9 protein-coding genes are annotated in these 12,386 nt (G+C 52.4%); 1 reads left to right on the top strand and 8 read right to left on the bottom strand.

Going from position 1 to position 12,386, the window contains the following annotated elements:
* Positions 1-319: 319 nt before the first annotated feature.
* From AC1DWB_RS08165 to AC1DWB_RS08135, 7 genes are all read right to left on the bottom strand, one after another.
* Positions 320-715 (bottom strand): FxsA family protein, encoded by a 396-nt coding sequence (locus AC1DWB_RS08165; protein ID WP_477540543.1) that lies wholly within the window; start codon positions 713-715, stop codon positions 320-322.
* A 267-nt stretch (positions 716-982) separates the two neighbouring features.
* A complete protein-coding gene (pyk, locus tag AC1DWB_RS08160) occupies positions 983-2,737 on the bottom strand; it encodes a pyruvate kinase (RefSeq protein WP_477540542.1) in 1,755 nt (584 codons plus the stop codon).
* Between the two features lie 143 nt (positions 2,738-2,880).
* Positions 2,881-3,855: an acetyl-CoA carboxylase carboxyltransferase subunit alpha gene (locus AC1DWB_RS08155; protein WP_477540541.1), complete on the bottom strand. Its 975-nt coding sequence runs from the start codon at positions 3,853-3,855 to the stop codon at positions 2,881-2,883.
* Positions 3,848-4,723 carry an acetyl-CoA carboxylase, carboxyltransferase subunit beta gene (accD, locus tag AC1DWB_RS08150; protein WP_477540540.1) on the bottom strand — a complete coding sequence of 292 codons (876 nt, stop codon included), beginning with the start codon at positions 4,721-4,723 and terminating at the stop codon, positions 3,848-3,850. The genes AC1DWB_RS08155 and accD overlap by 8 nt, the downstream gene beginning before the upstream one ends.
* Positions 4,724-4,771: 48 nt before the next feature.
* Positions 4,772-4,960, bottom strand: a complete 189-nt coding sequence (locus AC1DWB_RS08145; protein WP_477540539.1) for a glutamate decarboxylase — start codon at positions 4,958-4,960, stop codon at positions 4,772-4,774.
* A 248-nt stretch (positions 4,961-5,208) separates the two neighbouring features.
* A complete protein-coding gene (locus AC1DWB_RS08140) occupies positions 5,209-5,712 on the bottom strand; it encodes a phosphatidylglycerophosphatase A family protein (protein ID WP_477540538.1) in 504 nt (167 codons plus the stop codon).
* Positions 5,713-6,377: 665 nt separating this feature from the next.
* A complete protein-coding gene (locus tag AC1DWB_RS08135) occupies positions 6,378-10,478 on the bottom strand; it encodes a DNA polymerase III subunit alpha (RefSeq protein WP_477540537.1) in 4,101 nt (1,366 codons plus the stop codon).
* Between the two features lie 92 nt (positions 10,479-10,570).
* Between AC1DWB_RS08135 and AC1DWB_RS08130 the strand changes: the two genes are divergently transcribed.
* Positions 10,571-10,897 carry a YtpI family protein gene (locus AC1DWB_RS08130; protein WP_477540536.1) on the top strand — a complete coding sequence of 109 codons (327 nt, stop codon included), beginning with the start codon at positions 10,571-10,573 and terminating at the stop codon, positions 10,895-10,897.
* Between the two features lie 10 nt (positions 10,898-10,907).
* Here AC1DWB_RS08130 and AC1DWB_RS08125 read toward each other — a convergent pair whose 3' ends face one another.
* Entirely contained in the window at positions 10,908-12,239 is a 1,332-nt protein-coding gene (locus AC1DWB_RS08125) for a DRTGG domain-containing protein (protein WP_477540535.1), read from the bottom strand.
* Between the last annotated feature and the right edge of the window lie 147 nt (positions 12,240-12,386).

Raw genomic sequence — 12,386 nt, 5'->3', positions numbered from 1 at the left:
CCATCTGGATTGTTGCTCCATAATCGGCTACCCCTTCCAAGGTTAATTTGGAGGCTGTCGATTAACTGTGAACAAGAGGAGTGGAAAGTGAAAAAGAGGACCCCAGCGAGTTTTGGCTTGAACCTCCATACCACTTAATCCCTTATACAATCAGGGAGGTTCAAACAAGATGTTTGAGCTCTTGGGGCCCCCACAAAGTAATCGGCGTTATCTTCAGAGCTAGACTTCACTTTGTGGGGTAAAGCGTAGGGGTCCTTTTTCACTTGGAACGGCCGTTTTTGTTTCTATCAACAGTTAATCGACAGCCTCATTTGTCGGCTTATCGCCTGTACAAGGTGAACGAGCCTCCCTTGGCAAGCTTGCGTCGCACCCACACCTCTAGCCCGTGGCGGAACAACGGGCGCGTGAAGGGGAACACGAGCAGCAACCCTAGCACATCGGACAGAAATCCCGGTGCCATCATCATTAAGCCTCCAGCAAATATGCAGACCCCATCCATAATAGCGTGTGTCGGAACTTGACCCGATGAGAGCTGCTGCTGTGCATTGATCCATACCTTCATGCCTTCCCGCTTGGCCAGATACGCGCCAACAAATCCCGATACCAGTAATAGGGCGAATGTCTCCCAACCACCGATCAACTTGCCAACTGTAAACAAACCCCAGATCTCCAGGGCGGGGACAACGATGAACAAGATCATTAGCAAACGGATCATACTTGTCACTCCCTTTACTCAGGCTTCCTGCCTCCATTGTACAAGGAAAGTCGTACAACAACAAATTACCCCACAAAGTGAGGTAGGCCTTCGGAGCTTAATCTTATTACTTTGCGGGGACCCCGGACTCTTACCCCACAAAGTGAAGCGGGCCTTCGAAGCTTATTCCTATTACTTTGCGGGGACCCCGGGTTTAATACAAATCAAAGTCCCTTATGCATCCGCAATCGGGAGGCATAAGGGACTTTGATTCCAACGCAGGACGGCTTATAGCACTTTAGCTTGTCCCGTATAAATAACACCAATCTCCGCGTAAACAGTCACTTCCATGCCGTCATGCATCAGATTGAGCGCATCGTTCACCCCAACGATAACCGGTATTCCTAGGCTGAGTCCAACGACTGCCGCATGGGACGTAATCCCGCCGATTTCCGTGATGACAGCAGAGGCTTGCTCGAAGGCCGAAATTCCAGCTTTGTCCGTCATTGTAGTAACGAGAATAGCTCCTGGAACCATCTTGGCGACAGCTTCCTCAGCAGTCCGGGCAACGACTACTTTCCCCGTAGCGGACTGACTGCCGATCCCTTGTCCTTTGGCGATCATCTCGCCGACATGATGTACCTTCATTAAGTTCGTGGAACCCGAACGACCTACTGGCACGCCAGCTGTAATAATGACCAGATCACCAAGACGGACTAACCCAGCCTTCATCGAATGGTCGACTGCCAGTTGGAACATCTCGTCCGTATTGCGCGCTTCTTCGCCCTTGATCGGCACGACGCCCCAGATCAAGCATAGACGGCGCATCACTTGGTCGTTCGGCGTGACCGCCAGAATCGGCGACTTCGGCCGATACTTGGATACCATCCGTGCTGTATAGCCGCTTTCTGTAGGGGTAATGATCGCTTTCGCTTCCAAGTCGAGCGCTGAGTTGGCTACAGATTGGCTGATCGCTTCTGTAATGGTGCGCTGTTGAGCCGAGCTCTGCTTCACGAACATCTCGCGATATTCAAGCGATTGCTCTGCTCGTTCGGCAATGCGCGACATGGTAAGCACCGATTCGATCGGGTACTTACCCGCAGCAGTCTCGCCAGACAGCATAATCGCGTCCGTACCGTCGAAGATCGCATTCGCTACATCACTTGCCTCAGCACGCGTAGGACGTGGGTTACGCTGCATCGAATCGAGCATCTGTGTAGCGGTGATGACTGGTTTGCCGACGTAGTTGCCTTTGCGAATCATGTTTTTCTGAACGAGCGGTACTTCTTCGGCTGGAATTTCTACGCCCAAGTCGCCGCGCGCAACCATCAATCCATCGGACACCTCAAGAATTTCATCCAGGTTAGCGACACCTTCCTGGTTCTCAATCTTGGAGATGATCTGAATGTGCTGCGCATTGTAGCGCTCCAGCAAATGGCGAATTTCCAACACATCGCTTRCTTTACGTACGAAGGAAGCGGCGATGAAATCGACACCCTGCTCAATCCCGAAGACGATGTCGTTCGCATCCTTCTCCGTAATGCCAGGCAGCGAGATGCTTACGCCTGGTACGTTAACACCCTTCTTGCTCTTGATCGTCCCGCCGTTCACGATACGGCACTCGATCTCGCCTCCGCGAATGTCTACTACCGTCAGTCCGATCAAGCCATCATCGATCAGGACCGTGGAGCCGATATGCAAATCGTTCGGCAAGTCCTTGTATGTGACGGATAGCCGCTTGTCGTCCCCGATGATCTCTTCCGTTGTCAGAACCAGATGCTCGTCCTGAACAAGCTCGTAAGAATCAGCTTGAAGCTTGCCTGTGCGAATCTCTGGACCTTTCGTATCCAGCAATATTGCAACTGTACGGCCCAGCTCCTGGCACGCTTGACGAATGTTGCGGATTCGATTGCCGTGTTCCTCGAAATCCCCATGAGAAAAATTCAACCGGGCTACATTCATGCCAGCGGTAATCAATTGTTTCAGCATAGGAAGCGATTCACTGGATGGCCCGATTGTACAAACGATTTTGGTTTTGCGCATGATTATGATTTCCTCCTAAGTAAACCCCACAAAGTGAAGTGGGGCGTTGTAGCTTATTCCTGTTACTTTGCGGGGGCCCCCGGATTATTACCCCACAAACAATTCCACACAAAGTGAAGTGGGGCGTTGTAGATTATTCCGAATTAGCGTTGTTCGACTAGTTCTTGAAGGAACGAGATTCTGCCCATCGCTCTAAACTTCTGGTACCGATCATCGCGTAGTTGCTGTTCGTTCATGGTCAGAAGCTGTTCCAGATGACGCCAGATCGCTTCCTTGATCACGACATACTGCTCTTCGCGATTCCGATGCGCGCCGCCCTTCGGCTCCTTGATAATCTCATCAATTACTTTGAGACCCATCAAATCGTCTGCGGTAATCCGCATCGCTTCGGCAGCTTTCAGTGACAGCGTGGCATCCTTGAACAGAATGGTCGCCGCCCCTTCCGGAGTTATCGCCGAATAGACGGAATGCTCCATCATGAGCACCCGATTGCCGACGCCGAGCGCAAGTGCACCTCCGCTGCCGCCTTCGCCGATGACGATACAGATGATCGGAACGCCGAAGCCAGCCATCTCCATCAAGCTGCGGGCAACCGCTTCTCCGGGACCGCGTTCTTCCGCTTCCTTACCGGGGTGAGCCCCCTTCGTATCCAGAAACGTAATGATCGGACGTTTGAATTTGTTCGCCTGTTGCATGAGGCGAAGTGCTTTGCGGAATCCTTCCGGATGCGGACTGCCGAAGTTGCGAGCGATGTTGTCCTTCGTGTCGATCCCCTTCTGATGGCCGACCACGGTGACTGGAATGCCGTTCAGCTTGGCAATCCCCGCAACGATAGCCAGATCGTCGCCATAGACGCGATCTCCATGAAGCTCGATGAAATCGGTAAAGACGCTCTGGATGTAATCCAGCGTCTTAGGCCGCATCGGGTGACGGGCAATCTGCAGCTTTTGCGAAGCGGTCATGCTGCCGTACATTTCATCTTCTAGCTTAGAATAACGCTCTTCGAGCTTGGCAATCTCGTCCGAGAAGTCGATCTGCTTCTCCACGCCGAACCGGCGCAGCTCTTCAATCTTAGCTTTCAGCTCCGCCAGCGGACGTTCAAAAGGCATCTCAGCCATGTACGCTTGCTCCCTTCGTCCCACCTACCGTATGCAAATCGATCAGCTTTGCTAAAGTGGCTTTCAATTCCTTGCGATGAACGACTTTATCCAACTGCCCATGCTCCAGGTTGAATTCTGCGGTTTGGAAATAATCCGGAAGCTTCTGACGGATCGTCTGCTCGACTACCATTCGTCCGGCAAACCCGAAACGAGCACCTGGCTCAGATAGTATGATGTCCCCTAACATAGCAAAACTGGCCGTTACGCCACCATATGTAGGATCGGTAATAACGGAGATATACAAACCTCCGCTTTCATGAAAACGTGAAATAGCTGCGCTTGTCTTCGCCATTTGCATCAGACTGAGAATACTTTCCTGCATTCTTGCCCCACCTGAGGTGGAGAAAATAAGCAGCGGATACCCTTTTTGAATGGCCGCTTCTATCGCTCTCGTAATCTTCTCACCTACAACCGAACCTAGCGTTCCCTGGAAGAAATCAAATGTAATGACGGCTATCACAACCGGAAAGCCGCCAATCGTTCCTTCACCCGTTATAACGGCATCTCGAAGCCCTGTCGATTCCATCGAGCGAGCAAGTTTATCTGCATAGCCCTCGAAACCGAGCGGGTCCTCGGACACCATGTCGCTGTCGTACTCAAATATCCGTCCGTCATCCAATGTATAATCGATCCGTTCCATCACACTCAGATGGTGATGATAACCGCACTCTGTGCATACCTTGAAGTTCTTCTCGAGCTCCTTGCTATACTGAATCTTGCTGCACTTCGGGCATTTGCTCATGATGCCTTCGGGAATTTCCCGCTTCGTTTTTTCCGAGGGGATGGTTGCGTACTTCTTTTTCTTCTGAAAAATATCCTTTAACACTGCTACACCTCACCAATCCGTTGTCAGACTGCGCGGTTGAACCGTGAATCATCCGTGTAAAATCGCATTCAGCACTTCTTGCACTTCTTCCAGCTCGCCTTCAGGGACCAATATCTCGAACTGATGTTTCGACAGGCTGATCGGACGCAATTGAACCAGAAAACCCTCTTCCGTCAGCTTATGCTTTATACGCTCTGCGATCTTGGCAGTAGGAGCAATATAAATTACGGTCCACATGGCTATTGTTAAACCTCCCTGACACGCCACTCAAGCCGGTACATTGTTCTAATGATAGCATAACTAACGTTTTTCCCGCAAGAAAGCGGTTGGGACACACCAGGACTTGACAGGTCATTGAGCCACACGCCACAGCACATACACCAAATTGAAGCAATAAATCGTCCGTTCTGATAAGCTGGGCAGGAGCCCGGTTTATACGCCGTTTCCGACTACTTGCGCCAAAAGGCTCCTTTATCCCAGAGGCATTATTCATTCGGGGGTTTCTCCATGAGGTATTCCATCACGTTTTTGTTCTGGTGGGCAATGCGTGCAGAAGCTGCTGCAGCAAGCCCCGCAACCAGGTCGTCCAAAAAAACATGAATGTTCGTATCGTGGTTGTTCAACTCACGAATGATGCCCATCTTTTTCTTATCCAAGTAACCGAAGCTTGTCAGCCCGATCATTCCGTACACATGGACAATACCGAGTGCTAACGTCTCGTCGACGCCGAATAGCGGCTCATCATGCTCCATGATCGCCTGCAACGGCTGCGGCAGCAGCTTGCGTTCGGCCAAATCATCCAAGGCGATACCCGTATATAAAGTAAACTGCACCTCTCTTTTGTTCAAGACCGCCAATACACTTTCCGCACATTCTTCCTTTGTTAAAGTGTCGTTATAAGGCAGTTGCAGCGTCAACACGATTTCCGCGATATCATTGAGGGTGACGCCGCGTTTGGCGAGCATTTGCAGGGCCAGTTGATTCGACATGTGCATTCCTCCTAAGCCATTTGAACTCCATGCGGGAAGCTGGAGCTATACGCGATGCTATGTGCTGCTCGTTGTTGATGTAAGCACATGCTTCACGGCCCGGGTCGTGTTTTGTCAGATGATGTGACAACCCGTGGTTTTACAAATGTATGCGGGAGGTATGGCAAATGTTCCTCGGTTCACTAACATACAAATAGGGGGAATTAGCGTGATTGGTTAAGTAATATCGTAATAATCGGTGATATTTAATCAAATTTTTGATAAACAAGCGGAATTTGAATGTTTTTCGCCAAATATGAATCTCATCTTGAATGCGTACCATGAAAAACACTATAGAAGAACCGTCTAATTCCGCTCGGAGTCTCTCCACTTTGCTACATAAGATCGGGTTCAAAAAGTAATAACGGAACTTTTGAGGCTCTCGATTAACTGTGGACAAGAGGAGTGGAAAGTGAAAAAGAGGACCCTGTCGAGTTTAGCTTGAACCTCCCACCGCTGAATCCCTTATACAATCAGGGAGGTTCAAACAAGATGTTTGAAACCTGGGCCCCCACAAAGTAACTACAGTGCTTGGCTTCTCTTTGCGGGGATGACTAAGGGTCCTTTCACTTGGAAAGGCCGTCTTAGCTTCTATCAACAGTTAATCGACAGCCTCTAAATCGTTGCTATTTCACCCGCGCAGTGCCATGACCCATGATCGCTTCTATCGCCTGAATGAGCGGAGGTGACGGCTTGATACGGTATTGTTCACCCAGAGCGCGCAGCTTCTGCTCTCGCTCGTAAAACAGCACTACCGGCATGAAGCCGTCATGCTGCTGCAACACGCCTTGCAGGCGTGTTAGCTGCTCGGCCGTCTCGTGGCCAGCTGTGATCTTGACGTACAGCCGCTGCGCCTTCGCAGCAGGCCCGCTCGCGGGCGCACTCGCGCTGCCGCGCTGCGGCGCACCGCCACCGCTCGCGGGCGCGTTCGCGCCGCCGCCACTCGCGGGCGCGTTCGCGCTGCCGCGCTGCGGCGCGCCRCCGCYGCTCGCGGGCGCGTTCGCGTTGCCGCGCTGCGGCGCACCGCCGCCGCTAGCGGGCGCACTCGCGTTGCCGCGTTGCGGTACGCCGCCGCCGCTAGCGGGCGCACTCGCGCTGCCGCGTTGTGGCGCACCGCCGCCGCTCGCGGGCGCACTCGCGTTGCCGCGCTGCGGCGCACCGCCGCTGCTCGCGGGCGCGTTCGCGCTGCCGCGCTGCGGCCCTCGCCGCTGCGCCGCAACGAGCTGCGCCAGATCCAGCGCATCGAGCGGGAACAGCGCATCGACGAGCAGCTTGATGTCTTCGTCCTGGTGCTGCAGCTTCGCCTTGACGTACACGGCCGCTCCCTTGTTCAAGCGAGACGCGTATTTGCCCCATACTTCAGGGAACAGCACCGCTTCCACACGGGCAATCCGGTTCTCCAGCTCGATGAAGCCCATCGCTTTGCCCTTCCGGGTCATAATCGCCTTGGGGCTGGATACAACCATTCCTGCAACCCACACCTCTTGATTGTCCGGATATTCCGACAACTCGTGCAGTTGGTGAGAGTCCAGATCGCTAATACGCTCCTCGTACGTATCGAGCGGGTGTCCAGACAAATACAAGCCAAGCAGCTCACGCTCAAGGTCCAACTGCTGCGTCTGCGAATACGGACGCACATCAGGGTACTCGATCGTCCAATTCACTTCTTCGGTGAAACCGAACAAGTGAAGCTGCAAGTCCTCCCGTTCCTTCTTCCACTTCTGCGCAGCTTCCACCGATTCATCGAGAATCGCAATCAATTGAGCGCGATGACCAGGAAGTGAGTCGGTCGCCCCGCCTTGAATAAGCGATTCGAGCACCCGTTTGTTGCAAGCTCGCAGATCGATACGTCGACAGAAGTCGAGCAAGTTCTCATAAGGCCTCTCCTGCCGCTCCTTCATGATCGTTTCCATCGCTTGAATACCTACGTTCTTGATCGCCGCCAGTCCGAAGCGAATGCCATAGCCTTGACCGCCATGTTGGCTTACCGCGACTTCACAATGAACTTGCTCACTCACAACATCCCCTTGAGCCTCACCGTCACTTCCCGCCGCAGCTATCAAGTCCTCGTTGCCTATGGTTGCTCCTTCGCCCTGCTCGTCAGCCGTTCCTTTACGCCCTACAGGTGTAAACTGTATTCCACTCTCGTTCACGTCAGGCGGCAGTACGTGGATTCCCATTCGGCGGCATTCATCGGCATACTCGGCAACTTTCCGATGGTTGCCCATGACCGAAGCAAGCATCGAGGCCATAAATTCCACCGGGTAGTGGACTTTCAAGTACGCTGTCTGGAAAGCAAGAACACCGTAGGCTGTCGCGTGCGCTCGAGGGAAGCCGTAATCGGCAAAACGAACGATCATATCGTACACCTTATTGGCTTCGTCCTCCGTATACCCTTGCCGCGTGCTCCCCTTAACAAAATGCGCACGCTCTTCGTCCAGCACCTCTTTCTTCTTTTTACTGACCGCCTTACGGAGCAGATCGGCTTCACCCAGACTGAATCCGGCCATCTTCGAAGCAATCTGCATGATTTGCTCCTGATAGACGATAATGCCATACGTATCGCGCAAGATCGGCTTCAATGACTCGTGCGGGTACTCCACTTCCATTAAGCCGTGTTTGCTCTTAATATAATTGGGGATGAATTCCATCGGACCCGGCCGATAGAGCGCCACGACGGATATAATATCCTCGAATTGGCTTGGCTTCAAGTCCTTGAGGACCCGTCTCATGCCTGCCGATTCCAGTTGAAATATACCGGTCGTATCTCCACGGCTAAGCAACTCGTATGTCTTCGGATCGGAATCCGGAATTCGGCTGAAATCCAGGAGCACCCCATGCCGTTCTTCCACCCACTTCAATGTCCGCTCGATGATTGACAAGTAGCGCAGCCCGAGGAAATCCATCTTGAGCAGTCCAACCGCTTCCAGATGCTCCATCGAATATTGCGTGAGCGCTACCTTCTCCGTCCCTTCCTGCAGCGGGACATAGTCGGTTAACGGCTCACGTGAAATGACAACACCCGCCGCATGCGTCGAAGCGTGTCGAGGCATCCCTTCCACCTTCATCGCCATTTCGATCAATTCCGCTGTGCTTCGCTGTTTCTCGCACAACTCCTTCAGCTCAGGAGTCGACTTGAGCGCTTCATCAATCGTCATACCGAGATAAGCGGGAATGAGCTTGGCCGCTTTGTCGACTTCACCATACGGCAAGTTCAAGACACGTCCTACATCACGAACGGCAGCCTTAGCGGCCATCGTCCCGAATGTAATGATCTGTGCGACATGCTCGTGGCCGTATTTGCGAACGACATATTCGATCACTTCATCACGCCGCTCATCGCTGAAATCGATATCGATATCCGGCATCGACACCCTCTCCGGGTTCAGGAATCGTTCGAACAGCAAGCCGTATTTGATCGGGTCAACGTCCGTAATACGAAGGACATAGGCGACCAGACTGCCTGCCGACGATCCTCTTCCTGGTCCAGTAACAATACCATGCTCGTGGGCATACCGAATGAAATCCCATACGATCAGGAAATAGTCAGAGAATCCCATATTCCCGATGACGCCAAGCTCATAGTGAAGCCGTTCCTCCAGGAGTTGGCGATACGCGGAACGACCTGTGCCCCCTTCACTCTCGCGATCAACCTCACCATACGCTGCGCCAACCTCTCGATCATTCGCACCCTCCAGCCCGTCATGACCGCCCTCGCTCGCTCCGCCTGCCACGCTCGATTGCTCGTGTTGGCCGCCGCTTGCTACACCATTCCACTCCGGCTTGTCCGCGTAACGGGCCTTCAGGCCGTCTATGCATAACGACTTCAAGTATGCTGCTGCTTGACCCTCATACGTCTCGGGTATAGGCCGGTATTGCGGCAGAATGGAGCGGCCGAACTCAAGCTGAAGCTCGCACTTCTCGGCGATCCGAACTGTGTTGGCCAGCGCTTCCGTCACATAAGGGAACAGCTTGGCCATTTCCTCCGGACTTTTCAAGTACAGCTGATCGGTCTGGAATTTCAAGCGTCCCGAATCTTCCAATGTCTTACCCGTACCGATGCAGATCAGTACATCCTGTACGACATGGTCCGCCGGTTTCACATAATGCACGTCATTCGTGGCCGCCAACGGGATCCCAGTGTCACGGCTCAGCTCGATCATCGCTTGCAGCACTTTTTTCTGCTCCAGCAATCCGTGATCTTGCAGCTCCAGGTAGTAGTCGTCTCCGAATATTCGGCGGTACCGTTCGGCAGCCAGTCGCGCCTCTTCCTTGCGATCATGCAGAAGATGCTGCGATATTTCACCGCCCAGACAAGAACTGAGGCATATGAGGCCATCCGAATAGCGCTCCAGCTGTTCCATGTCCGTTCTCGGTTTATAATAAAACCCTTCCAAGTGAGCATCCGAACAGAGCCGCATCAAATTGCGGTAACCTGCTTCATTCTTGGCTAACAGGATCAGATGATAGGTGGGGTTGTCCTGCCTCGACACCTTGTTCAGCCTTGAGCCGGACGTCATGTACACTTCGCATCCGATAATCGGCTTGATTCCATTAGCGAGACAAGCTCGATAGAATGGGATTGCGCCGTACATCACGCCATGATCGGTCAGAGCAAGAGCCGACATGCCCTGTTCCGCAGCTTGGGCAGCCAAGTCCTCGATGCGAGCTGCCCCATCCAGCAAACTATATTCACTATGCACATGCAAATGCACGAACCCGCTCATCCCGTTCTCCCCTTCTATCCAAGCATGATCATTGATTTTCCTTGTAAAAATCGCTAAAGTAGAAGCAGTCCATGTAGAAGGAGCTACTCACTATGTTTCTGCAAATTGTGCAAACGGCCTTAGTCGCCGTCATCGTATTAACTCTGTTCGGTTCCGTCTATTACAGCTTTAAATATAGAGGCCAGACGAGCCCCAGGCTACGCGGCTTATATGCTGCTAAGATGAATATGTGCATGGGAATTATGCTTCTTGCTATCGCACTTGTCCAAATGCTGCTGTTCAGCGGCTCGAGCATCCGGGTTGTCATCGGTGTCGTTCTAATGCTGATTGGACTGTTCAACCTATTCGCCGGCATTCGCAACAATAGCTATTATGACCGGATGACTGAACCTGGCAGCGAACCGACCCCCACAAAGTGAAGTGAATCCCCTAATCAATAACCTGGGCAGCCATCATCGCCTTGCATACAAGCGAGCCGTTGTGGTAGATCTCCACATCGGCTTTGCCGAATTTCCGACTCAGCTCGATCAGTCGCGGACGCACCTCGATCTTGCTCTCCAGCTGCAAGGGCCGCAGGAAGTAAGCCGAGAAATTTTCCAGCACATAGTCGCTCTTCTTCTGCGCTTTGAGCGCCCGATAGGCACATTGGGTCATTAGCGTCGTCAGTACACCCTCCGACACTGTGCCGAGATGACTCGTCATCTGCGGCGTAATAACCCCCTTGTAGAGCAGCTGTCCCGACTCTTCCCTATGCTCCTCGAACCCCATCAGAATGAGGTCCTCGAACGTTTCTCCGATCTGTGGCTGCTTCTGAATGTACTGCAGTGCTTTCAGAACGTCCTGTCTGTTAATTACAGCGATCAGCTTGCCTTTGTTATCCACAACAGGCAAGAGCTCGATACCTTCCCACACCATCATATGAGCGGCTGATGTAACGGACGTATGCAGATTCACGGTCAACGGATTGCGCGTCATCACCTTGTCGAGCGTCTGTTCCTTCGGAACACCGATAAAATCCTTGGACGCCACCATCCCGATAACCCGGTTCCACTCGTCCACTACAGCGAACCGGCTGTGCCCGGTTTCTTCGAGCAGTTTCTCCCAATCCTTCACGGTACTGCTGCTCTTCAAAGCTCGCGGTGCACCTGTTGTTTCAATAATATCTTCCACAAGCGTAATCTTCTTCTTAATCAGCCGATCATAGATCGCTCGGTTAATGAGCGAAGCTACAGTAAACGTGTCATAGCTGGACGAAATAATAGGCAGCTGCAGCTCGTCGGCCAACCGCTTGATCTCCTCACTCGTGTCGAAGCCCCCCGTTATAAGAACGGCCGCTTCATGCTCCAACGCGTACCGGTGCACTTGGAACCGATTGCCAACGATCAGAAGATTGCCCGCCTCGATATATCGGGCCATCGCTTCCACTTCCATCGCGCCGATGACGAATTTATTCAACGATTTATCGAGACCCAGCGCCCCACCTAGCACTTGTCCATCCACGATATTGACGACTTCGGCGTATGTAAGCTTATCGATGTTGTTCCTGAGCTTGCGCTCGACCCGAATCGTCCCAATCCGCTCACGGGTACTAACATAACCTTGATTCTCGGCTTCCTTGATGGCCCGATACGCTGTACCTTCGCTGACGTCCATTTCTTTAGCGATTTTCCGAACGGATATTTTGGTTCCTAGCTTCAGTCCAGCAATGTATTGAAGCAACTGTTCGTGCTTCGTAACCGCTTCGTGAAGGATTTCATCCATATATTCCACCCCAATTAGGTTGATCTGTATCCTATCTGTTACATTTATTATAGTTAGTTGTAGAAATAAGCACAAATGTTCTTCATGCGAAGGACCTATAACCTTATGAAATTTTTAACAGAAGAGCTTTTCATTTGCTATGCATTG

It is taken from the genome of Paenibacillus sp. P4_E11 (assembly GCF_056401635.1).
Note: the sequence above shows the minus strand (reverse complement) of the source record. Positions and strands in the feature narration are given on the sequence as shown.

Excerpts from the sequence above, each read along its gene's own strand:
- AC1DWB_RS08165 (WP_477540543.1), bottom strand. The coding sequence starts at position 715 with ATGATCCGTTTGCTAATGATCTTGTTCATCGTTGTCCCCGCCCTGGAG.
- AC1DWB_RS08155 (WP_477540541.1), bottom strand. The coding sequence starts at position 3,855 with ATGGCTGAGATGCCTTTTGAACGTCCGCTGGCGGAGCTGAAAGCTAAG.
- AC1DWB_RS08145 (WP_477540539.1), bottom strand. The coding sequence starts at position 4,960 with ATGTGGACCGTAATTTATATTGCTCCTACTGCCAAGATCGCAGAGCGT.
- AC1DWB_RS08140 (WP_477540538.1), bottom strand. The coding sequence starts at position 5,712 with ATGTCGAATCAACTGGCCCTGCAAATGCTCGCCAAACGCGGCGTCACC.
- AC1DWB_RS08130 (WP_477540536.1), top strand. The coding sequence starts at position 10,571 with ATGTTTCTGCAAATTGTGCAAACGGCCTTAGTCGCCGTCATCGTATTA.
- AC1DWB_RS08125 (WP_477540535.1), bottom strand. The coding sequence starts at position 12,239 with ATGGATGAAATCCTTCACGAAGCGGTTACGAAGCACGAACAGTTGCTT.